The organism is Streptomyces sp. NBC_00289 (assembly GCF_041435115.1).
Taxonomy (GTDB): Bacteria; Actinomycetota; Actinomycetes; order Streptomycetales; family Streptomycetaceae; genus Streptomyces.
This window is the reverse complement of record NZ_CP108046.1, coordinates 6,521,629-6,543,520: the sequence shown is the minus strand read 5'-3', so window position 1 is coordinate 6,543,520 and position 21,892 is coordinate 6,521,629. Positions and strand designations below refer to the sequence as shown.

The following is a 21,892-nucleotide window of genomic DNA, read 5'->3' as shown; positions in this document are numbered from 1 at the left end:
AAGGCTGCTCAACGCTCACTCGACCGGGGATCGGGCACCGCGGGCAGCAGGGGGCAGTCCGCGGCGCCGTCGCGGTGGGAGCCGAACCCGGGGTCGTACACGGCCGCGCTGAGCGTGTACGCGTCCTCGGCGAGCCAGCTGTGGAAGGACCACTCCCAGCCCGCCCCCGGGGTTCCGTCGGGCCGCAGCATCTGCACCTGCTGGTCCTGGGGGGTGAACCCGAACTCGGTGAAGCGGAACCGCAGACCCTGTCCGATGGCCTTGCTGTACGCCTCCTTGAGCGTCCACAGCCGTACCAGCTCCCGGTTGCGCCGGTCCTCCGCGACGCTCTCCAGGGCCTCCAGTTCGTACGGGGTGCACACCTGCCGTTCGGTGCCGAGGCCCAGCATCCGGCGGTCGGCGTTCTCCATGTCGACGCCGATGCGGCCGTTGCGGGTGAGCCCGACCACGAGGAGTTCCTCGGTGTGGCTGATGCTGACGTCGAGTTGGTCGACACCGCGAAGATGGGGCCGCCCGCCGGGCTTGTACGCGAGTTCCAGTTCGTCGGGCGAGGTGCCGAGCACCGCCGCGGCCGCCGACTTCAGCAGCAGCCGGGAGGCGACGAAGCGGGAGCGGTTGGGTACGTGGGTCATCTCCAGCAGCCGTTTGTGGTCGCGGCCGAGCGCGGCGGCGAGGCCGGGCCGCTCCAAGTCGTCGGGCAGCCAGTCGTCGACGGCCGCGTAGATGACCGACGTACCGGAGGACTCGACCTCACGGCGTACGCGCAGCCAGGAATCCGCGGGACCGCGGTTGCGCAGTGGTCGCATCACGCCACCGGCAGTCCGGCCATGCGCTCCAGCCGCCCGGCCAGCGCGCCGATCGTCTGGACGCCGAGCAGCATGTCGGGCAGGGACGCCTCGCGCAGCGCCGGGAAGCGCGCCTCCAGGCAGCCCTTGAGCTGAAGCATCATCACCGAGTCGAAGCCCAGGTCGTGCTGCAGGTGCAGTTCCGCGGTGAGCCGGGCGGGCGGCCGGTCGAGTATGCGCTGTACTTCCTCCACGAGCACGGGCAGCGCGGTGCCGCCCGGTGCGGGATCGACGCTGTCGGCGGTGCCGGCGATGTCGTTCATGGTCTGCCTTCCTCATCGGCCTATGGGTGTGGCGTACAGGTCGTAGCTGCGGGCGTCGTCGAAGCGGTCCAGCACCTCGGCCAGCAGGTGTTCGGTGCCGGACTCCGGTGCGCGTACGGCGCTGCGGTCCAGCCGGCCGACGATGCGGGACAGCGCCAGCGCGGCCCAGGCGGGCTCGGCGAGCAGGCCGCTGTCCCGGGGGGCGCCGTGCCGCCACACGCCGAGGCAGGCGGCGCCCGCGACGATCAGGGCGTAGCGGTCGGCCAGGGCGTAGACGCGGGGGCTGAGGTCCTGGCCGGGCGGACGCTCGGCGAGCCGTGCGCAGTCCTCGCGCAGCAGCCGCAGTTCGGTGGCCAGGGCGTCGGCCGCCTCGCCCAGCGCTCCGGCGAACTCGCCGTGCGCGGCGCGCACCCGGCGCACGGTGGCGGGCAGGGAGCCCAGCAGCGAGTCGCCTCCGGCGGGCAGCGCCAGTTCCTCGGGTCGCAGCGGCGGCAGGTCCGGGTCGTGCGGCCGGAACAGCCGGGCGCAGGCCTCGGCGAGGGGCGCCCCGGCTGACCCGGCGGGCTCGGGCGGCGCCGCCAACTCCGGCAGCCGCAGCAGGTGTTCGACGATGGCGGACCGGCTGGCGGCGGTTCCGGCGCTGCCGAGTCCGATCATGGGCAGGTCCCGGGCCGCCTTCTGGAACAGTCCGTAACTGCCGGTGGTGGCGTACGACTCGGCGCCCAGCACGATGGACAGGTCGTAGACCATCTCGGTGAGGATCGTGGGCAGCAGGTACTTCACGGCCGCGCTCAGGGTGCGGCTCTCGCGCGGCAGCAGGTGCGCGGCCCGGGTGGCGACGAGCGAGAGGCAGTCGCACACCAGCAGGTCGGTGAACGCGTCGACGAGCGCGAACCGGGTGCGGGCGCTGTGCAGCGAGGCGCGGCTGCGGGAGCGGTGCGCGCGGGCGAAGGCGACGGTGGTACGCAGCGCGGTGTCGGCGCAGCCCAACGCCATCGAGGGGCCGGTGCTGCGGGTGATGGGGAAGACCCGCTCGGCGAGCAGGCCGCCACCGCCCTCCGGCCCCAGCAGCCGGTCGGCGCCCAGGCGGTGGCCGGTGAACTCCAGTCCCTGGACGACACAGCCGCGGATACCACTGGTACGGCGTCGGGGCAGCACGGTGATCCCGGGTCCGGCCGCCCCGGGGCCGGGCAGGAGGAACGCCGTCTGGGCGTCGCCCCCGGCCTCGGGGGTGTGCGCGAACACGACGAGCGAGTCGACGCGCGCGGCGTTGTTGAGTGCTTCCTTGCGGCCGTCGAGCCGGTAGCCGCCGGGCTCCCGGACCGCGGTGAGCCGGTTGTGCAGGAAGTCGTTGCCGGGGGCGGGTTCCGGGTAGGCGCCGGCCATCCGGCCGCCGGACAGCAGCAGTTCGGCGGTCTGCCGTCGCTGCTGTCCGGTGCCGTCCGCCCACACGGTGGCGGCCGCCAGGTACGAGGTCATCCCGTGGGCGAGCCCGAGGGCGGCGTCCCGGCGGAAGACCGCCCTGAGCACCCGGGCGAGCACGTCCAGCCGGTCGAGCCGGCCGCCCAGCTCGCGGGGCACGAACTCGGCGTTGAGCCCGAAGTCGTCGAGGAGCCGTTCGGCCGCCGGCAGCAGCCGTTGTCTTCCGTCGGCGGCGAGGAAGTGGTCCGCGCCCAGAGGGTTGCCAGGGTCGTCGAGGTCGCCGAGGTCGTGTTCGAGCCGCGCTATACGTTCCTGTACGGCCCTCTCGGCGGCCTCCGCCCTGTTCACCACCGTGGTCATGGCTGTCTCCGTCCTCGATTGGGTCCCGCTCCGCCCATGCCTAACCGGCGTGGCTCAAGAGGCCCTCAAGTCCTCCCGGGCAGGCTCGGGAGCGTCGTGAGGGATCGGCAGGATCGGCACGGGCGTACCGTCGGCTTCGAACCTGACGCCGCCCAGCCACATGCCGCCGTAGGCGACCAGCGCGTACCAGACCGGCCTGACCAGGCGGTCGACCGCGAAACGGGTGAGTGTGCGTCCCGGATCGCGGGGAATCCGGCCGACGTCGTCGGTGGTGGTGGTCATGAACGTCCCTTCCGTGGTTGTTCTCGGATGAGGGACGGTCCTCGCCCGCGCTCGGCGGGTCCTCGAGGAACTCTCGTGACGGCCGGTCCCGGCCCAGGTTCGAGTGAGGCTCGAGCGGGGCGTGGTCGACTGTCGGCGCGCGTACGCGAGGGGGTGTGCGGGCATGCGGAGAGGCGGAGGGGGAGGTGGGTCTCGCTGATGCCCCCACGTGATCTCGTCAACCGGGTGACGGCCCTGCAGCACTTCACGGCCGCGGACGCCGACCTGGCGCCGGCCGCCGGACTCCGTGCCTACGCGCGCCACCGCGAAGACCTGAGGGGCTTCGACGACGGGATCACGCTCCGGCTGATCGGGCGGCCCGGCGGCTATGTCCGCCTGGAGCAGTGGCGCGGTATGAACGCCCTGCTGAAAGCCACGCACGACGACAGCTTCCTTCCGCATCTGGCCTCCGTGACGGCCCTGGCCGCCGTACGGCACGAACTCGCGGTGAGCGTCGGCCGGATGCCCGCCGCCGCGCCGCTCACCGACGCGGCGCGCGTGGTGCTGGTGCGGGCCGTGGTGGAGAGCGAACCGGCGCGGTTCGAGATGGACTTCGGGGCGCTCGTGGGGTCGTGCGTGACCGCCGGCGGCTACGGCGGCAGCGATCTGCTGCGCTCGGTGGTCGACCCGCGCGCCTACACCGGCGTCCTGTGGTGGCAGGACCCCGAGTCCTGCGACCGGATCCTCAGCACGTCCGCCTACCTGGACCGCCGAACGAAACTGACCGGCACGGCCGAGGTGACCGAACTCCACGCCCTGCCACTCGAAAGCGAGTGACACGGAGGTGGGCAGGCCTTCGCCCCGCCCACCTCGGCCTGGACACCGGCTCCGGCCCAGGCTGTGGATGCGGCTCCGGCTCCCGCTCCGGCTCCGGCTCCGGCTCCGGCTCCGGCTCCGGCTCCCGCTCCGGCTCCGGCCTTCCGCACCCCGTCGTCCACCGGCCCATCGTCCATCGGGCCGTCGTCCATCGGGCCGTCGTCCATCGGCCATCGGCCATGCCCTGTCGCCCGTCCACACCGCGGCTCGCGGGCGCCGCGAGCGACCGGACCGCACGGCGACTTCCGGCCGCCCCCTCCCCCTCCGACAGGCAGGCTCGGAAAGCCGTGCTCGAGGGAAGGCACCGTCGGGCCGCGAGCGGGTCTCGAGGTGGCGGCGGCACGCTCGGAGCATGGAAGCTCCCTTGTCTCTCGCCATCGTGCGCGGCCGGCCGACCGCGGAGGAACTCGCCGCGGTGACCGCGGTACTGCTCGCCCGGCTGCGGTCGGCCGCAGGTCAGGACGGGGCGCCGGACGGCGCGGCCGGGGTGTTCGACGAGCCCCCGCTGCGGGCCGGCTGGAGCAGAAGGCGTCCGCGCCCGCGTCCGCCGGTCGGCTGGTCCCGCTCCTGAGTTCGCGCCCCGCGACCAGCCCGCGTCGAGCGTCCCTCTAGAAGTCGCACATTACGTTCGAAAACAACGATGGGTCCGGGCGCGCGGACGACAAGTCGGGCGCCCGTACCCGACGAACTGCCAGGGGGACCCCACATGACGGAACACGGCACCTTCACCGGACTGATACTCGACAGAACAGAGCGGACACCCGACCGCGAGGCTCTCCTCCTGCTGCCGGAGAGCGACGACCGCGGACGCCCGAACACGGTTTCCTACGGCGCCCTGGACGCCGCCGCGCGCGAACTCGCCGGCTGGCTCCAGGCGCGGGGCGCGACGGGCGAGCGGGTGCTGCTGATGCACACCTCCCGCCGCCAGTTCGCCGTGTCGTTCCTGGCCTGCCTGTACGCCGGTGCCATCGCGGTCCCGGTCCCGCCCACCGGCGGGCGCCGGCATCACGCGGTCCGCGTGGCGGGCATCGTCAAGGACGTGGCGCCCTGCGCGACGTTCACCGACGCCGCGCTGGCCCCCGACGTGTCACGGCTGCTGGCCGCCTGCGGATACGGGTCCGTGCCGTGCCTGGCCGCCGACGCGGTGCCCGCGCGCAGCCCGTGGCGGATGCCCGAGCTGTCCCCGGACACGGTCGCCTACCTCCAGTACACGTCCGGCTCCACCGGCACCCCGCGCGGTGTGGTGGTGACCCACGGCAACCTGCTCGCCAACCTGCGGGCGCTCGCCGACACCCTGGGCACCGAGCCGGGCGAGCGGGTCGGCGGCTGGCTGCCGTTCCACCACGACATGGGCCTGGTCGGCCAGTTGCTGCTGCCGCTGTGGCTGGGCGGCACCGCCGTCCTGCTGTCGCCCGAGGCGTTCCTGAAGCGGCCGGCGCGCTGGCTGGAGGCGATCGGCCGGTACGGCATCACCGTCAGCGGCGCCCCGGACTTCGCGTACGAGCTGTGCGCCCGCCGGGTGACCGACGAGCAGCTGGCCGGCCTGGACCTGTCCGGCTGGCGCACCGCGGTCACCGGCGGTGAGCCGGTGTCCGCCGCCACGGGCCGCGACTTCGCCGAGCGGTTCGCGCCCGCCGGGTTCCGTCCGGAGGCCCTGATGCCCTGCTACGGGCTGGCCGAGGCGACCCTGCTGGTCTCCGGCGAGCGGACCGGTGCCGCCCCCGCGGTGCGCACCGTGGACGGCGCGGCCCTGGAACGCGACGTGCTGCGCGAGCCGGTGGCGGGCCGTCCGCGGCGGACGCTGGTCTCCTGCGGCCGCCCGGCGGGCACCGAGGTCAGGGTCGTCGACCCGGAGTCGTTCGAGGTGCTGGAGGACGGCGCGATCGGCGAGATCTGGGTCCGGGGCGCCGGGGTCGCGGGGGGCTACTGGCGCGACCGGGCCGCGACGGCGGAGGTCTTCGAGGCCGCGACGGCCGGCGGCGCGGGAGGGTACCTGCGCACCGGTGACCTGGGCACGCTCATCGACGGCCGGCTGCATGTGACGGGCCGGCTCAAGGACATGATCGTGGTCGCCGGCCGCAACCTGTACCCCCAGGACATGGAGCACGCCGTCCAGCGGATCAGCTCGCTGTTCGGCACGGGTACCGCCTTCTCGGTGCCCGGCAGGCGTGAACGCGTCGTGATGGTCCAGGAGTTGCGCACCCACAAGCGCTACGACCTCGACCTGGACCGGCTCGCCGGTGACGTGGAGCGCTGCCTGGCCGAGGAGTTCGAGGTCAGTGTGGACGGTGTGCTGCTCGTACGGCCGGGCACCATCCGGCGGACGACCAGCGGGAAGGTGGAGCGGGCCGCGACGCGCCGGCTCTTCCTCAACGGCGGGATCCAGCCTCTGCACCAGCGGCTCGACGAGGAGTTGGCAACCGCGGCCGGGCGATCCGGCGCGGCACGCAGTCGGTGAACGTGTCCGGAAGGGGCAGATGGTGACTGGATCGGGGCGAGGTCAGCCGGACGAGCAGGGCTATGTCGAGTGGCTCACGGAACAGGTCGCCGAGCGCGTCCGCCGGGAAGTGCGCGAGGACATGCCGCTGATCGAGTGCGGCCTGGACTCCGTGGCCCTGCTGGGCCTGTACGGCGAGGCGGAGGAGGCGTTCGGCCCGCTGCCGGACCATCCCCTGGAGGTCTGGCCGTACACCACGATCCGCAACCTCGCCCGTCGGCTGGCCGGCCGGGACCGCGCGGAGCGGTCCGACGGCCGGATCCGCACCGCGTTCGTGTTCACCGGCCAGGGCTGTCAGCATCCGCGGATGACGGACGGCCTGCACCGGCACTGCACGGCGTACCGCCACCACCTCGGTGAGGCGGACGAGGCGCTGGCGCCGCATCTGGGGCGTTCCGTGGTGGCGTTGGTGCGCGACGGCGACCCGCTGATCCACCAGACCGAGCTCGCCCAGCCGGCGCTGTTCGCCGTCGGGTACGCCCTGGCGATGACGCTGCTGGAGGAGGGCGTACGGCCGGTCGCCGTGCTGGGACACGGCGTCGGGGAGTTCGCGGCGGCCACCGTGGGCGGTGCGCTGCCGCTGGCGGCGGCCGCCGAACTGGTGGCGTCGCGGGGGGCGTTCATGCAGCACCTGCCGGTCGGCGGCGGCATGATGGCGACCTGCGCCGACCCGTTCGAGGCCGCCGAGGCGGCGACGCTGGAGCCGGGGGTGTCCATCGGCGCGATCAACGCGGCGCGGGCGACCGTGCTGTCCGGTGACATCGCGGGCCTGGAGCGGGCGCGTCGGCGCCTCGCGGACATCGGCATCGCCAGCACCTTCCTGAAGGTGACGCACGCCTTCCACTCCCCGCTGATGGAACCCGTGGCCCCGCGCCTGGAGGCACTGGCCCGCCGGATGCCCACCACGGCACCCGCGATCCCGTACTACTCGACGGTGTACGGCCGCGAGTACGACGGCCCGCTGGACGCCGCGTACTGGGCACGTCAGATCACCTCACCGGTACGGTTCGCCGACGCGGCCCGCGCCCTGCTCGCCGAGCAACGCCCGAGCCACGTCGTCGAGATCGGCCCCAAAGCGGCCCTCACCCCGTTCCTGCGCCGCATGGGCGGCACCCGGGGCCCCCGCTGCCTCCCCGTATGCCGCGGCCCCCACAGCAACGCGGTGGACCTGGCCGGCATCCTCTCCGCCCTCAACGCCGGCCCCTTGGCCAACGACGAGAACACCACCCTGTAGGGACACGGGACACCCACACCAGGGCGCGGGGAACGGCGCACCAGGGGCGCGGGGAACTGCGCGACCAGCCACACCCAACCCGCACCCGTGAACGAACCCACAGGAACCTCAGGGGCGCGGGGAACTGCGCGACCGGCCGCAGCCGACCGGCACCGAGGAAGCCGGGCCGGCTACGGGACCCACCCCGCCTCCTCCGCGATCCGAATCGCGTCGACCCGATTCCGCGCATGCAGCTTGTCGACGATCGCCGTCAGATAGTTCCGCACAGTCCCCGGCGTCAGAAACAACTGCTCCGCGATCTCCGCCGCGTCAGCGCCCCGCGCCGCCAGCCGCAGCACCTGCGTCTCGCGCGGCGACAGCGGGTTGTCCGGCGCCTCCCACGCGCTGAGGGCGAGTTCGGGATCGACGACCCGCCCGCCCCCGGCGACGGTCCGTACCGCCTGGGCGAGCCGGTCCGGCGGCGAGTCCTTCAGCAGGAAGCCGGAGACCTGCGCCGACATCGCCCGGCGCAGGGTCCCGGGACGGCCGAGGCTGGTGAGAATCAGGCTGCGGCACTCGGGCACTCTGACGCGCAGTTCGGCCGCCGCGGTGAGCCCGTCGGTGCCGGGCAGGTCGATGTCGATGACGGCGACGTCGGGCCGTACCTCCAACGCGGTCTTCACGATGAGGTCTCCCCGGTCCACCGAGGCGACCACCTGCAGATCCTGTTCCAGTTCCAGCAGAGCCACCAGGGCGCCCCGGATCATGTGCACGTCCTCGGCAAGCAGGATCCTCACCGACAGCATTCTTCTCCCCCTGTTCCCCCGTGTTCCATGCCATGCGCGGTGCTGCGGACCTCACGCCACGGACACGCTCGGCTCGCCGGTGCCCGCGGCGCCGGTGGTGTCCGTGGTGTCGGGCCTGAGGGGCGCCTCGGCCACCAGCCGGAAGTGTCCCGCCTCGGTGGTTCCCGCGGCCAGCCTGCCGCCGATCTCGGTGAGCCGGGTGCGCAGGTTGCCGAGCCCGCTGCCGCTGCCGAGGCCCGCGGCGGGCTTCTCCTGGACCACCACACCGTCGTTGACCAGCGTCAGACGCACCGTCTCGCCCTCCACAGCGGCCGCGATCCCGCACGACTGGACCTTGCTGTGCCTGAGGATATTCGTGACGCCCTCCCGAAGGGCAGTGGCGAGCACGGTGTCCACGAGCGGGTGCAGCCTGCCGCAGGCGATGTCCGTCTCGACCTGGACGTCCGCCGCGGCCATCACCTCGGCGACCGCGGCCGCCTCGGTCTCCAGCGACATCTCCCGGTAGCCGCTGGCCACGAGGCGTACGTCGGCGAGCGCCTGGCGGGAGACACCGAGCACTCCCGCCACCTCGTCGCGGGCCCGTTCGGGGTTGGCCGGGATGAGCCGGTGGATCAGCTCGCTCTTGAGCGTGATGGTGGACAGGCTGTAGCCCAGCAGGTCGTGCAGGTCACGGGCGAACCGCAGCCGCTCCTGGGTCACCGCCATCCTGGCCATCTCGGCGCGTGCGGCGTGCACTTCGCGGACCAGGTCGGTGAGGCGGGTCAGTCCGAATATGACCAGCCCGGTCAGGGCGGTGGAGATCGTGAAGTAGCCGACTTCCAGGGCGTGTACGCCCGAGGACTGCGAGGACCAGGCGAGGATCGTCAGCGTGACGGCGCCGTAGCAGGGCCAGGCGAGCCGCGGCGGAAGCAGCAGCAGAATCGATCCGCCGAGCGGACCCGCCATGCTTCCCCAGGCGATGCCGACCCACACCATGGGCACGAACGTGAGCGAGGCCTGGAGGCAGAGCGCGAGTGCCCGGCGGCGGGGGGACCACCGCCGGGCGCCCGACGAGGTGACCATGAACTGAAGGGCGTAGAGAACCAGTACGGCACCGACGCACAGGCCCAGCTGGACGCCTCCCGAGACCGCGTTGCGGACGTTCAGCATCGTGATGACGCCGAATCCCGAGATGACGGTGATGCTGATGCCTTGAGCCAGCCGCGGCGCGGGAACCTCGGTCCGGTTCCCCTGCCGTTTCGCCCCCGTGACAGGGCTCCGCATCGCACATTCCCCCTATCCGGATCCTCGCCGGCCGGTGCGCGGTGGCGCACCTCCAGGTGTCCGGAACATGCGCGGTAGCGGCCCGCCCACATCGGACCCCGGGTCTGGGACTCGGGAAGATCTGAGACTGAACTATAGGCCGTAGCGGCACGACAAGAGGGATATGTGATGCATGCAGCTGTTCTAGACGGGCAGTGGAACGGGGTTCAGTTCCTCGAACACGAGGGGACGGCTTCGATGGCCGAGATGTACCGGTACGTCGTACAGCCGCCCGGGAGCGAACCTGGCATAGAACGGCCGTAGTCCGGGCACCAGCACCTTCACCACCGCGATCCCGACATCCGGCCGGGTCTGGTCGAGGACCAGCAGTTCCATGCCGTGCCTGGTCACCAGTGCGCGGATGTGCTCGATGTCCGAGAGCAGGTCGTCATGCCGCCTGAAGGCCGGCCAGTCGCCGGGGCCTCGGGCCGACTGCCCGGGATCCGGCACGAGTTGGGGCTGTGCGAGTTCGGTCCCGCCGGGCATCGGCTGTGGCGCCGGAAGCAGTTGGGCGGCCTCGGTGAGCGCCCGGCGCAACGCGAGCCGTGGCTCGAAGTGTGCCCCGAAGCCGCACACGAAGTCGGGCTCCGCGTCGCCCGCGGGCCTGGACACGGCGGCCACGACGGGTACGCCGAGGTCGGTGGTGAGGTCGAGCGCCCACACCGTACGGCCGGCCCGGTCGAAGGCGTCCCGCAGCCCGGCGAGCCACGGCTCGTCGAACGAGTCGAGGTCGACGGCGGGCAGCCGCAGCCGGTTGTACCACCACACGGCGACCGCGTCCCGCTCGACCAGCTCCAGGAACCCCTGGACCACGGCGTCCTCCAGGCTGCTGCCCGCCGCGTTGCCGTTGGAGTCGGCCCACAGCCCGTCGGCGGCGCCGCCGGGCGAGGTGTCGAAGTACAGGGTGGAGGTGGGCAGCAGCCGGTGGGTGCCGCCGGTGAGCGACCAGACCGGTGTCCAGTCGGTGGGCGCCGTGGTGTCGAAGGGCCGGCCGACCTGGTGGAAGGAGCCGTGCACGGCGTTCCAGCGGTCCCGTTCGGCGAACTGCCGCTGGTGGAACAGCTGGTAGGTGTTGGGGTGGACGGCCCGGTCGCCCAGTGCGGCACAGCTGTCCCGGACGGTCAGCTCGTCGCCCTGGCGAGAGGCGCAGTAACGTTCCACCGCCTCACCCAGCGCGCTGGCCCGTGCCTCCGCCGCCGTCGCGCCCTTGCCCCCGCTGCGCGCCCGGAGCACCCGCCTCACCCCGGCCGGCGCCTGCGCGCGCAGCGCGAGGTTGGGGCCGGAGTCGTAGGCGTACATCCCCTCGGGCATCCCGGGCAGCGGCCGGATGTCGGTCACGATGCCGGTGAGCTGCCCGACGAGATGGCGGTTGCGCTCCAGCATCTGATCGGCGGACAGCGCCCGGTCGTTGCTGCCGCCGCCGGCCGCCTTGGGTCTGGAGACCGGCACCACCGGGCGCCGGGTCCGCTCGGCCACCAGCGCCGGGTCACCGCAGTCCGGGCACTGCGGGCGCCTGGCCACCGGATGATGGGTGCTGCGCAGCGTCAGGCTGTCCAGCGCGCACACCGCCCGCTGCTCCGGACACCGCAGTCCCGCCAGCCACTTGGCCGCCTCCAGGGCCGCACTGTGCAGCCCCAGAGCACGTACGGCGGCCAGCGAGGGCGCGGGCCTCGGCACCGGTCCGTCCAGCCCGAGCGCCCGCTGCACCTCCAGCTCCGCCCGCCGGTGCGCGCGCAGCCGGTGCGCCAGGCACTCCCAGCAGGGCCCCTCCCCGCCCGGCGCGAACACCGGTCCGGTCCAGGGCTCGGCCCCGAACGGCCTGGCCAGCAGCCAGGGCCGCCCCCGGCCGCGCAGACGCGCGGCCAGGGAACGGAGCTGGGGATGCAGGTAGTCCTCGCACAGCACCAGCGCGAAGGGCGCGTCGGTGCCGGCCGGTACGGTGCTGAGGCCGGCCCCCCGGCAGGCGGCGTGCGCCTCCGCGTCGTCCACGTCGCCGACGGTGAACAAGGCCACCGGGGTGCCGCGGACCTGCTCCTGGGCCGCGGTGCCCTCGAGACCGGCACGGTCCCAGTAGGCCTCCGCGGACCGTCCCTCGGCGCCGGCTTCCTCCGCGCGCCGGCCGTCGGGCCGGTATCCGACCAGGTTGGCCTGGGCCAGCCGGCCCAGCAGCCGCCCGGCCTCGTCCACGGGCATGGCGGCCGCGGCCTCCCGCAGCAGCTCGGGGAGCGTACGGCTGCCGTCCAGCAGGGAGGCCAGGGTCCCCACCCCGGCCCCCCGGAGCGACGTCACGTCCTTGTCGGACAGGACGAACACGGCCTCACCGTGCGCGGTTTCGGTCCGCACGTGGCGCTTGAACGCCACGAAGGGGCCGAGGGCGGATCTTTCCGCCCCGCTCACTCACTCACCTGACCGCTCGGCAGCTCCGGGGACCAGCAGGTGCACCAGCGGGCCGTCGACGCCTCGGCCGCCACCGCGGTGAGGCTCTCGACGACACGGCCCTCGCCGGCCGCGCCCTCCGCCTCGGCGGCCGTCAGACCGAACTCCCTGAGAACGGCCTCCCGGTCCGCCTCCAGGCGCCGGGCGAGCTCGGGCTCCAGACCGGTGCGTGCCGCCAGCTCCGCGAACCGGATGACTTCTTCTGCGACGTTCATGTGTGCCCCCTGTGATGAACGAATACGTGATGGCCGAATGCGTGCTGAACGAGATGCGCGACGGGTGGAACTCACTTGCGCAGATCGAACTTCCGTCGGCGTCTGCTTCGGAAGTCTGGGGCGGACGGCGCCCCGGCGGCAGTGCCACGTTCACAGGACTCCCATGACATTTTCATGAATGAGCGCATGCCTGACTCACTGGGCCGAAGACGCACCCGGATGCGAGTCTCGATGTCAGGACTCCGTACCGGTCGCCGCGGGGATTACCAGGCGGCTGTGCCCAAGGGGGAGACACGCATGGAGATCAAAGTCCTGGGGTCGCTCGCCGCACACGAGCGCGGGGTCCCGGTGGTGCCCACCGCCGCCAAGCCTCGCCAGTTGCTGGCGCTGCTCGCCCTGCACGGCGACCGCGTGGTCACCGTACCCACGCTGATGGAGGAGATCTGGGGCGAGAACGTGCCCCGCAGCGCCTCCACCACCCTGCAGACGTACATCCTCCAGCTCCGCCGGAAGATCGCCGCGGCCCTGGTGGACGAGCCGGCGATGGACGCCAAGGACGTCCTGGTCACCCGGCTCGGCGGCTACCTCCTGCGGGTCCAGCCCGGCCAGGTCGACGCCCACGAGTTCGAACGGCTCGCGGACCACGGCCGGGCCGCCTACGACGTGGCCGACTACCGCACGGCCTCGGACCTGCTGCGCCGCGCTCTGGGCCTGTGGCAGGGCCCGGCCCTGGTCGACGTACCGGCCGGCTCGGTGCTGGAACTGGAGGTGCTGCGCCTCAACGAGGAACGCACCACCGCCCTGGAGCGGCGCATCGAGTCCGACCTGCGGCTCGGCCGGCACGCCGAGGTGGTTCCGGAGCTGCGCGTGCTGGCCGCCCGCCACCCCCTGCACGAGGGCTTCTGCGCCCAGCTGATGCGCGCCCTGCACCACACCGGAGGCAGCTGGCGGGCGCTCGAGGCCTACCAGCGGCTGCGCGGCTCCCTGGTGCGCGAGCTGGGCCTTGAGCCCTCCGCCGCGCTGCGGGGACTGCACCAGGCGGTGCTGTCCGGCGACCCGGACCGCGTGCTGCACCCGGCCACCGCGGACTGACCGCGGGCGGGCGGCGGTCGAGCCGTTCTCCAGGCGACGTGCCGAAGGCTTTGAGGACGTCTCCCTACGGTGGCGCAATGACGACCTTCGACGAACTGCTCGCCCTCGCCCCGGCGCCCGATCTGGGCCGTTCCACCGACGAGTTGAAACGGCTGAAGGAGGAGCTGAGCCGGGGCCCCGACCCGGAGGCCACCCGGCGCCAGCACGCCAAGGGCAAGCTCACCGCACCCGAGCGCCTCCGCCTGCTCTTCGACGAGGGCACCTTCAGCGAGATAGAACCGCTGCGCCGGCACCGCGCCGCCGGATTCGGGCTGGAGGCCCGCAGGCCGCACGGCGACGGCGTGGTGATCGGCTGGGGCCTGGTGCACGGCCGCACGGTCTTCGCCTACGCCCACGACTTCCGGGTCTTCGGCGGCGCCCTGGGCGAGGCCCACGCCCAGAAGATCCACAAGGTGATGGACCTGGCCGAGGCGGCGGGCGCTCCCCTGGTGGGGCTGAGCGACGGCGCCGGCGCCCGCATCCAGGAGGGCGTCACGGCGCTCGCCGGCTACGGCGGCATCTTCCGCCGCAACACCCGCTCCTCCGGGGTGATTCCGCAGATCAGCGTGATCCTGGGCCCGTGCGCGGGCGGCGCCGCGTACTCGCCGGCGCTGACCGACTTCGTGTTCATGGTGCGCGGCACCGCCCAGATGTTCATCACGGGCCCGGACGTGGTCCAGGCCGTGACGGGCGAGAAGATCACCCACGACGGGCTCGGCGGCGCCGACGTGCACTCCGGGATCTCGGGCGTCTCCGGCTTCGTCTACGACGACGAGGCCGAGTGCCTCTCCGACGTCCGCCATCTGCTGTCCCTGCTGCCGCAGAACAACCGGGAACTGCCTCCCGTCGACCGGGCCGGCGACCCCGCCGACCGGCGCACGGACGCCCTGACCTCGCTGGTGCCGGCCGACCCCCAGCAGGCGTACGACATGCGCGCGGTGATCGAGGAGATCGTCGACGACGGCGACTACTTCGAGGTGCACGAGGCGTGGGCGCGCAACGTGGTGTGCGCGCTCGCCCGGCTGGACGGCCACGTCGTGGGTCTGGTCGCCAACCAGCCCGCCGCGCTGGCCGGTGTGCTGGACATCCACGGCTCGGAGAAGGCCGCCCGGTTCGTGCAGACCTGCGACGCCTTCAACATCCCGCTCGTCACCCTGGTCGACGTGCCCGGCTTCCTGCCCGGCGTGGACCAGGAGCACGGCGGGATCATCCGGCACGGCGCCAAACTGCTGTACGCGTACTGCAACGCCACCGTGCCCCGGATCTCGCTGGTGGTCCGCAAGGCGTACGGCGGCGCCTACATCGTCATGGACTCGCGCTCGATCGGCGCGGACCTGTCCTTCGCCTGGCCCACGAACGAGATCGCGGTGATGGGCGCGGAGGGCGCCGCCAACGTGGTGTTCCGCCGGGAGATCGCCGCCTCCGACGACCCCGACGCCACCCGGGCCCGGCTCATCAAGGAGTACAAGTCCGAGCTGATGCACCCCTACTACGCGGCCGAGCGCGGACTCGTCGACGACGTCATCGACCCGGGCGAGACGCGCGCGGTGCTCATCCGGTCCCTGGCGATGCTGCGCGCCAAACACGTCTCCCTCCCGGAGCGCAAGCACGGCAACCCGCCGATGTGAGCCGCCGCCCGCCCACGGGCGGAGGGGCCCGCACCGGCACGTCGTGGAGTCGGTTCCCCTGATCACGGAAAGGGGACCGGCGTGCGGCTCAGTCCACCGTCGGCGCCCACCTGCACGGCCGCCGGCTCGGGCTGCTCGGCCTCGGGAAGACCGGCGGCCGGGTCGCCCGCATCGGCCTCGCCTTCGGGATGGAGGTCGTCGCCTGAAGCCCGCACCTCACCAAGGAGCGCGCAGACGAGGTGGGCGTCCAACTCTGCGCCTCCAAGGAGGAGTTGCTGTCCGGCAGCGACTTCGTCTCGGTTCACCTGGCACTCGGCGAGCGCACCCGCGGTCTGCTCGGCGCCGCCGAACTCGCCCTCCTCAAACCCACCACCTACCTGATCAACACCTCGCGCGCGGCGATCGTCGACCAGGACACGCTGCTCCCCGCCCTGCACGAGGGCAGGATCGCCGGCGCGGGCGTCGACGTGTTCGACATCGAGCCCCTCCCCGCCGACCACCCGATGCGCACCGCTCCTCGTCTGCTGGCCACACCGCACCTCGGCTATGTGTCGCGGGCCAACTACGCCACCTACTACGGCCAGGCCGTCGAGGACATCGGGGCGTTCCTCGCGGGTTCCCCGGTACGGCGCCTGCCCTGACCGGGCCGGCCGTGGCCCGACCCCGCGAACAGGTGGAGACGCGCCTGTTCAAAATGGGTGATTCCACATGATCGCCGTTACCAGCGGTGGGCGGAGGCGTTGAACGGGAAGTGCGGCGGCGGGTCCTGCCGCCGCGCTCACCGAATCAAAGGAGAACGTGATGTCTCGCATCGCGAAGGCAGCCGGAGTCGCCCTCGGTACGGGTGCCGTGGTGCTCAGCGGCGCCGGCCTGGCCATGGCGGACGCGGGTGCCCAGGGCGAGGCCGTCGGCTCGCCCGGCGTCCTGTCGGGCAACGTCGTCCAGGTCCCGGTCCACATCCCGGTCAACGTGTGCGGAAACACGGTCAGCGTGATCGGCCTGCTCAACCCGGCCTTCGGCAACCACTGCAGCAACGACGGCCACGGCAAGAAGACCGACGACGGCAAGCACGGCAAGCACAGCGACGACGGCAAGCACGGCAAGGGCCACGGCAAGGCCGGCTACGGCGGCTGACGTTCCCCGCACGTCTGACGCGCACGGCCCCGAACCGTACGCACCAGGAGAGCCCCGGCACCTCGAGCGCCGGGGCTCCTTCCTGTGCCGGTCACGCGTACCGGTAGATCCTGCCGACGTCCTCCAGCTGGTCCGGCGTCACGTCCCACGGGGGCAGCTTCTCGTGCCGCGCGACGATCCGCTTGTGCTGCTCGCTGCGCGGGCCGGGCGGCCGCGCGGGCTGGTAGCGGGCGCCGCGGTGCCGCTGCTGCCAGCGCGACCACTGCAGGTCGACGAAGGCGTGGTGCAGCCAGAACACCGGGTCGTTGACGGACGCGCCGCCGACCATGACCCCGCCGACCCAGCGGTGTACACGGTTGTGGTTGCGCCAGGCGACGCTGCCCCGGCCGGTCCCCCACCCCTCCAGCCTGTTGCGGAACCCCTTGGCGGACGTCGAGTCCCAGGGCGCGGAGTCGTAGACCGACTCCCGCAGGGCGGACTCCAGCTCCCCCTTGGTCGGCAGCGCGATCGGGTCGCGGGCGCGTCCGAGGTCCCGGGTGAGGAACTTGCCGTCGGTGACACCCTCCTTGAGCGTCCAGTTGCCCCCCGCGTAGGCGAACGGCCCCGTCGTCACCCGGTGGTCCGAGCGCCGCCCGTTGCCGCCGAGGAGATCCGCGGTCCAGGGCCCGGACGTCGCCGTGCGGTCCTTCGTCCAGTCCCAGTAGGGCAGGGTCACCGACGCGTCCACCCGGCGCAGCGCACGTTCCAGGTCCAGCAGGAATTGACGGTGCCAGGGGAAGAACGACGGCGCCATGTGGGCCGTACGCAGTCCGTCCTCGCCGTCCGAGACGTAGTGGTCGATGTGCATGCGCACGAACTCGTCGTACTCGCCCCGCCGTTTGACCTCCAGCATCGCCTTCACGAACCGCCGCCGCTCGGCGCGCGTCAGCGTGCTCACGTCCTTACGGGTGTACGCCATGATGTCCCCCCATGTGGTGCTGTCCCCCACCGGTCAGGTCCGTGGCGGACCCCGCGCCCGCGCCTCCCGGGGCGCGCAGCCGCTGTCCCGGACCCAGTTCGTCGACCGCCGCGCGGGTCGCCTCGAGCGCCGTCGGGTACGACCGGTAGTGGTCGACCATGCTCAGCCAGGTGCCGTCGGCGCGGCGCATCAGATGCAGGGGCCGCCCGTCGACCGTGACCTGCCAGCGGCCGCCGCCGGTGCGGCCCGCGGCGGTCCGGAGGCCCTGGATGCGGCGGCCGAGGTGGGTCTCGTCGAACGCGAGGTCCGCGGGAGGTTCGACCAGGCCCGGAGGCCGGGAGGACGCGAGGACCGGGGCGAGCGCCACGGCGACGGCCGAGCCGACCAGCCCGCGCAGCGCGTCCCTCCGCGTCCCGCTCAGGTGCGCGGGTCTTCCCCGCCCCGTGTCGCCGGGCTCCGTGTCCACCGGTACCGCGCCGACTCCGGCACTGACGCCGGCACTGACGCTGACGACCATCGTTTGCTCCTCGTCCGGTTTCGGTTGTCCACAGCGGTAACCGTCCGGCGGCCCACCGGGTCACGTCCGGCGCCGTCCGCTCCATCCGGTGGCGCACACGATGGCCGTCGGCTCCGCACGGCCCGTCGGCGCGTCCTACAGGCCGGGGCCCATCCCCAGGTCGGCGCCCGGCACGGTCTGCAGCACCGGGGCCAGTACGCCCGCCTGCGGCAACTGCACGGCGGGGAGGCCGTAGTTGTCGGGGTTCGGCGCGGTGAGCGGGGCGTCGAGGGTCAGGCCCGGGGACAGCGTGCGCAGGTCGGCGACGGGCACGCCGACGGCGACGTGGTCGAAGCCGTCACCGAGGACGTGCGGCAGCGGGGCGCGCAGGCTCGCGCCGGGCAGCGCGCCGTCGAGCGGCACCTGCGGGATCACCGGCTCCGGGATGAGGCGGCCCTCGACGTACCGGGGCTGGTCGGGCAGGCCGGGCATCAGCATGGGCACTTCCCCGCCGATCACGGGCAGCTCGAGGCTGAGGGCCTTCTCGGCGCCGTCCAGGGGCACGGGGACGGGGACCGTCCCGAGCGCGGCGGCGGGCGCCGCGGTGGCGCCCACGGCGGCGGCGACGCCCGTGATGACGGCGGCAAGGGTTCCTCGGGTGGTCGGCTTCATGTCAGGTACGGTCCCTTTCGGTATTCGGGGGGCTCAACGTCCGTACCACGTAACGATCCTGAGGCGGACACCAGCGCAGGATTCCCCCGAGTGCCGCAGTAGTACGACGGAGCGTTTTGTCAGCTCGTCCAGAAATCCCACCATCGGGTCAGGACCAGCATCCCGACGATCCCGATGTGGAGGGTCGGCACGACCCAGGTGAACTCGGTGAAGAACGCCCGCGACCAGGCCGGCGCGGGCAGGAACTCCTGTCGTACGGCGAAGGACGTCACGTACCAGAACATGAAAATCGTGGCGACCCAGGCGAGACAGCACCACAGGCAGAGGGCGTTGATCCGGTACAGCGACTCGAACTGCAGCCAGGAGACGAACCCGACCCCGAACAGACAGCCGGCGTCGAGGAGCAGCCAGTACCAGCGGGGGAAGCGGGCGCCGGCCAGCAGGCTCATGCCGACGCAGATCACCATCCCGTAGGCGACCAGGCCCAGCATCGGATTGGGGAAGCCGAAGACCGACGCCTGCTCGCTCTTCATGACGCTGCCGCAGGACACCACCGGGTTCAGGCTGCATCCGGGGGTGAACGCAGGGTCCTCCAGCAGCTTGAACTTGTCGACCGTGATGACCCAGGAAGCCAACAGCCCGGCCGCCCCCGTGATCAACAGCAGCAGGGCGAAGGCGGTACTGCCGCCCGCGGCCCTCGCCCGCTCCGCGGGGGCGTCCATCAGGAGCGCAGGCGGCGGGCGGGCAGGACGATGTGCGCCGCGGCGTTGAGCGTCTCGTCGGCGCCGGCGAAGGCGGCCAGTGCCTCCGGCTCGACGGGCTTGCCGGGCTGCGCCTCGGGCCAGGGGCGCGTGGTGAACACGAAGTAGGCGTAGCCGCGTTCGGCGACGGCCTCGAGCCACTCCGGCGGAGGGGTGCAGGTGGCGTTGAAGCCCGGCATGGTGAGGACGGCCTGGCCGGACTCGACCAGCAGACTGACCGGCAGGCTCGGCCTGGCGTTGCCGTCGACGAGGTCCCCGCCGACGGGCAGGTTGTTGGTCTCCAGCAGTGCTTCGACGGCGGCCGAGGAGGCCTCCGGGCCGTCCGCGGCGTCCCCGAGGGAGTAGGCGAGAAGGTAGGGCATGTCGCCGTCGGGGCCTTCGCCACTCCAGGCCATCACGACGAGCGTGCCCAGATCCGCGGCGGAGGAGGGGCGGGTTCGGTTGGGGGTTGAGGTCACCGCGCGACCTTATCGACGCGCCGGAATACGGCCGTACGGGTCTCACCCGACCGGGCGATCGAGCGGCCCGCGTCCACACGAACGAGGGACCCCCTTCGAACAGCGCGAAGGGCCGGTTCCGTACGCCCCGGAGCCGGCCCTCTTCGAAAGACGGCGCCCGGTGCGCGCACCGCCCGCCGTCAACGTCAGTGCCGCATGGGAAGCCCGCCGAGAAGTCCGCCCTTGTTGTTCAGCGCGTCGGTGGCGCCCTTCACGGTGTTGAGCACGGAGCCCTTGTTCTCGGTGTTGAGCGCATCCGACTGGTGCTGCAGCGGCATCAGGTCGTTCACGTTCGGGGGGTTCTTGGCGAGCGTGTCGACCGCGCCGTTGAGGCTGGTGGGCGTGAGGTCGGCGGTGCTCTGGGCGTACGCGGGCACGGCGACGCCGGCGAGGACCATGGAACCGGCAACGACAGCGGCGGCCTTCAGGGACTTCATCATGTTCCTTTCTGCGGCAACTCACGTCACCGACGGGGATGCTGACGTCGTGCCTAACGATCCGCGGCCGGAGCGGAAACCCCGTACGCGGAAGGTTTCGGCAGGCCACCCGAATGAAGCGCACGGAAAGGCCGTTGTGCCGGCCACGGGGCGGGACCGGCACAACGGCTCGGGTGGTTCGGGGCGACCACCGCTCACGAGGTGGACGGCGCGACTTCCGCCGGCGTCTCCGGCACGGCCGGCACCTCGGGCGCCGCGGGCAGCGCCGGCAGCTCGGGCAGGCCCTCCAGGCTCGGCGCGGGCAGGCCGCTGTCCAGCAGCGTCGCGGTGAGCAGGTTGACCAGGTCCGTCATCAGGTCCGTGACCGCCGGACCCACCTGGCTGACGTCGCCCGAGGTGGCCGCCTTGACCAGGGCGTCGATCGCCGTCTCGAGCTCGGTGAGGGCGTCGTCCGTGAGGTCCGCGGACGGTGCCGCCGCCTTGGAGTCGCCGGCGCTCGTGGTGAGCACGGGTGCCGCGGGCAGCGCCTGCACGACGACGGTCGAGTCGGCGGCTGCCGACGTCGCCGGGAGAGCCGTGGCCGGCAGGGTCGTCACGGGTGTGGCCGGCAGGGTCGTGGCCGGTGTGGTCGCCGTAGCGGCCGGGGTCGCGGCGATGATCTTGCCGACGGCCGTCTTCACGGCCTCGACCAGCGAGTTCGCCTCGACGGCCGAGAGCTGACCGCTGTCGGACTTGAGTACGGCGTTCAGCAGGTCGGTGACCGGCGTGAGCACGTCGCCGAGGTCACCCAGGGACTTGACCTGGGCGACGAGCGCCTCCGCGTCGGCGACGGGCTGGTGGGACGCCGCACGGGTGTGCTCCCGGTCCGGGTGGCTCTCGGCCGCCAGGGCGGCCGGCGCGGCGATCGCGAGCAGAAGGGTGGCGCAGAGTGCGGTGGACGCGATACGCCGTGCGGGCAGAGCACGCATGGGTGTTCCTTTCGATGTGCGTCGGATCTTGTGCCCACCGTGGAAGCGGCCACCGCACTCTGCAACCGAGCGAACGCACCAGGTCACCGCCCCTTCGCCGGTCCGGAGCCGTCATCCCTGGTCAGGGGCGCGTCAAGCCCGGCCCGGCACCCCGGCGGCCCCACCCCCCATTCGGGGTACCGCGCGCGGGCCGAAAGGAGGCGCCGCGGGACACGCCGAGGAGAGCTGCCGGGCACACGCGAACCGGCCGCCCTCCCGTGGCGGAACCACGGGAGAGCGGCCGGTGAAAGAAAGTGCGGCGCCGACGTCAGTCGTTCACGCACTCGTTGCCGAAGGCGGGGTTCAGCAGGCCGATCACGTTGACGGTGTTGCCGCAGACGTTGACCGGGACGTGGACCGGAACCTGGACGACGTTGCCCGACAGCACGCCCGGGGAGTGGACAGCAGCGCCGTGCGCGTCGCTGTCGGCGGCGGCGATGCCGGCGGTGCCCGCAACGGCGGCGGCCGCAACGGAGGACAGGACCAGGCCCTTCGCGATACGCGACATGGAGAGGTGCTCCTTGGGGGTTGACACAAAAACACTCGGGCAGGGATGCCCGGCGCTGTGTCAACGCGTGGCGCCCGCGCGGGTTGCGCCGCCAATGGGGTGATCTCGCCGAGGGGCGGGTTCACCATTCCGACACACTTATCCGGTTTCGCCGTATTAGTACGGAT

Annotated in this window: 23 protein-coding genes and 1 pseudogene; 8 read left to right on the top strand and 16 right to left on the bottom strand. The window is 72.7% G+C overall.

The genetic code is table 11. The features are described 5' to 3' along the window. Positions 1-8 precede the first annotated feature (8 nt). Genes OG985_RS29695 through OG985_RS29680 form a run of 4 tightly spaced genes read right to left on the bottom strand, consistent with a single transcriptional unit; the run spans position 9 to position 3,172 of the window. Positions 9-806, bottom strand: coding sequence for a 4'-phosphopantetheinyl transferase superfamily protein (locus OG985_RS29695; RefSeq protein WP_371671406.1), 798 nt, complete (start codon positions 804-806; stop codon positions 9-11). Further along, positions 806-1,108, bottom strand: a complete 303-nt coding sequence (locus tag OG985_RS29690; protein ID WP_371671405.1) for an acyl carrier protein — start codon at positions 1,106-1,108, stop codon at positions 806-808. Before OG985_RS29690 ends, OG985_RS29695 begins: the two co-directional genes overlap by 1 nt. A gap of 12 nt (positions 1,109-1,120) precedes the next feature. Continuing rightward, on the bottom strand, positions 1,121-2,890 hold the full coding sequence (locus tag OG985_RS29685) for an acyl-CoA dehydrogenase (protein ID WP_371671404.1): 1,770 nt from the start codon (positions 2,888-2,890) through the stop codon (positions 1,121-1,123). A gap of 54 nt (positions 2,891-2,944) precedes the next feature. Continuing rightward, positions 2,945-3,172 (bottom strand): hypothetical protein, encoded by a 228-nt coding sequence (locus OG985_RS29680; RefSeq protein WP_371671403.1) that lies wholly within the window; start codon positions 3,170-3,172, stop codon positions 2,945-2,947. A 198-nt stretch (positions 3,173-3,370) separates the two neighbouring features. Here OG985_RS29680 and OG985_RS29675 point away from each other — a divergent pair, with 198 nt between their 5' ends. The 4 genes from OG985_RS29675 to OG985_RS29660 all read left to right on the top strand — a co-directional run bounded on the left by OG985_RS29675 (position 3,371) and on the right by OG985_RS29660 (position 7,758). Further along, a complete protein-coding gene (locus OG985_RS29675; protein ID WP_371671402.1) occupies positions 3,371-3,988 on the top strand; it encodes a hypothetical protein in 618 nt (205 codons plus the stop codon). A 391-nt stretch (positions 3,989-4,379) separates the two neighbouring features. Further along, a complete protein-coding gene (locus OG985_RS29670) occupies positions 4,380-4,598 on the top strand; it encodes an acyl-CoA carboxylase subunit epsilon (protein WP_371671401.1) in 219 nt (72 codons plus the stop codon). A 135-nt stretch (positions 4,599-4,733) separates the two neighbouring features. Continuing rightward, positions 4,734-6,485, top strand: coding sequence for a fatty acyl-AMP ligase (locus OG985_RS29665; RefSeq protein ID WP_371671400.1), 1,752 nt, complete (start codon positions 4,734-4,736; stop codon positions 6,483-6,485). 19 nt (positions 6,486-6,504) lie between these two features. Next, positions 6,505-7,758 carry an acyltransferase domain-containing protein gene (locus OG985_RS29660; RefSeq protein WP_371671399.1) on the top strand — a complete coding sequence of 418 codons (1,254 nt, stop codon included), beginning with the start codon at positions 6,505-6,507 and terminating at the stop codon, positions 7,756-7,758. A gap of 170 nt (positions 7,759-7,928) precedes the next feature. Here the strand turns inward: OG985_RS29660 and OG985_RS29655 are convergent, their stop codons facing one another. The 4 genes from OG985_RS29655 to OG985_RS29640 form a co-directional block, all read right to left on the bottom strand. Continuing rightward, positions 7,929-8,543 (bottom strand): DNA-binding response regulator, encoded by a 615-nt coding sequence (locus tag OG985_RS29655; protein WP_371671398.1) that lies wholly within the window; start codon positions 8,541-8,543, stop codon positions 7,929-7,931. 51 nt (positions 8,544-8,594) lie between these two features. Next, a complete protein-coding gene (locus tag OG985_RS29650) occupies positions 8,595-9,806 on the bottom strand; it encodes a sensor histidine kinase (protein WP_371671397.1) in 1,212 nt (403 codons plus the stop codon). Between the two features lie 183 nt (positions 9,807-9,989). Then, on the bottom strand, positions 9,990-12,242 hold the full coding sequence (locus OG985_RS29645) for a TOMM precursor leader peptide-binding protein (protein ID WP_371671396.1): 2,253 nt from the start codon (positions 12,240-12,242) through the stop codon (positions 9,990-9,992). After that, positions 12,239-12,496, bottom strand: a complete 258-nt coding sequence (locus OG985_RS29640) for a hypothetical protein (RefSeq protein WP_371671395.1) — start codon at positions 12,494-12,496, stop codon at positions 12,239-12,241. The genes OG985_RS29645 and OG985_RS29640 overlap by 4 nt, the downstream gene beginning before the upstream one ends. Before the next feature lie 297 nt (positions 12,497-12,793). Here OG985_RS29640 and OG985_RS29635 point away from each other — a divergent pair, with 297 nt between their 5' ends. The 4 genes and pseudogenes from OG985_RS29635 (at position 12,794) to OG985_RS29620 (ending at position 16,389) form a co-directional block, all read left to right on the top strand. After that, on the top strand, positions 12,794-13,588 hold the full coding sequence (locus tag OG985_RS29635) for a BTAD domain-containing putative transcriptional regulator (protein WP_371671394.1): 795 nt from the start codon (positions 12,794-12,796) through the stop codon (positions 13,586-13,588). A gap of 77 nt (positions 13,589-13,665) precedes the next feature. Then, positions 13,666-15,255 (top strand): acyl-CoA carboxylase subunit beta, encoded by a 1,590-nt coding sequence (locus OG985_RS29630; RefSeq protein ID WP_371671393.1) that lies wholly within the window; start codon positions 13,666-13,668, stop codon positions 15,253-15,255. An 89-nt stretch (positions 15,256-15,344) separates the two neighbouring features. Further along, a pseudogene (locus OG985_RS29625) lies at positions 15,345-15,896 on the top strand (NAD(P)-dependent oxidoreductase); the annotation flags it as partial. A gap of 160 nt (positions 15,897-16,056) precedes the next feature. Then, positions 16,057-16,389 (top strand): chaplin, encoded by a 333-nt coding sequence (locus OG985_RS29620; RefSeq protein WP_371671392.1) that lies wholly within the window; start codon positions 16,057-16,059, stop codon positions 16,387-16,389. A 91-nt stretch (positions 16,390-16,480) separates the two neighbouring features. Here the strand turns inward: OG985_RS29620 and OG985_RS29615 are convergent, their stop codons facing one another. The 8 genes from OG985_RS29615 to chpG form a co-directional block, all read right to left on the bottom strand. Beyond that, entirely contained in the window at positions 16,481-17,347 is an 867-nt protein-coding gene (locus OG985_RS29615; protein ID WP_371671391.1) for a tyrosinase family protein, read from the bottom strand. Beyond that, positions 17,331-17,864 carry a tyrosinase cofactor gene (locus tag OG985_RS29610; RefSeq protein WP_371671390.1) on the bottom strand — a complete coding sequence of 178 codons (534 nt, stop codon included), beginning with the start codon at positions 17,862-17,864 and terminating at the stop codon, positions 17,331-17,333. The genes OG985_RS29615 and OG985_RS29610 overlap by 17 nt, the downstream gene beginning before the upstream one ends. A 135-nt stretch (positions 17,865-17,999) precedes the next feature. Further along, complete coding sequence (locus OG985_RS29605; protein WP_371671389.1) at positions 18,000-18,515, bottom strand: hypothetical protein; 516 nt, start codon at positions 18,513-18,515, stop codon at positions 18,000-18,002. 119 nt (positions 18,516-18,634) lie between these two features. After that, positions 18,635-19,237: a vitamin K epoxide reductase family protein gene (locus OG985_RS29600; protein ID WP_371671388.1), complete on the bottom strand. Its 603-nt coding sequence runs from the start codon at positions 19,235-19,237 to the stop codon at positions 18,635-18,637. Then, positions 19,237-19,734 (bottom strand): DUF5949 family protein, encoded by a 498-nt coding sequence (locus tag OG985_RS29595; protein WP_371671387.1) that lies wholly within the window; start codon positions 19,732-19,734, stop codon positions 19,237-19,239. Before OG985_RS29595 ends, OG985_RS29600 begins: the two co-directional genes overlap by 1 nt. Before the next feature lie 185 nt (positions 19,735-19,919). Further along, a complete protein-coding gene (locus OG985_RS29590) occupies positions 19,920-20,210 on the bottom strand; it encodes a hypothetical protein (RefSeq protein WP_371674533.1) in 291 nt (96 codons plus the stop codon). Positions 20,211-20,404: 194 nt separating this feature from the next. After that, complete coding sequence (locus OG985_RS29585) at positions 20,405-21,178, bottom strand: hypothetical protein (RefSeq protein WP_371671386.1); 774 nt, start codon at positions 21,176-21,178, stop codon at positions 20,405-20,407. A 307-nt stretch (positions 21,179-21,485) separates the two neighbouring features. Beyond that, complete coding sequence (gene chpG / locus OG985_RS29580) at positions 21,486-21,725, bottom strand: chaplin ChpG (protein WP_371671385.1); 240 nt, start codon at positions 21,723-21,725, stop codon at positions 21,486-21,488. Positions 21,726-21,892: the final 167 nt, after the last annotated feature.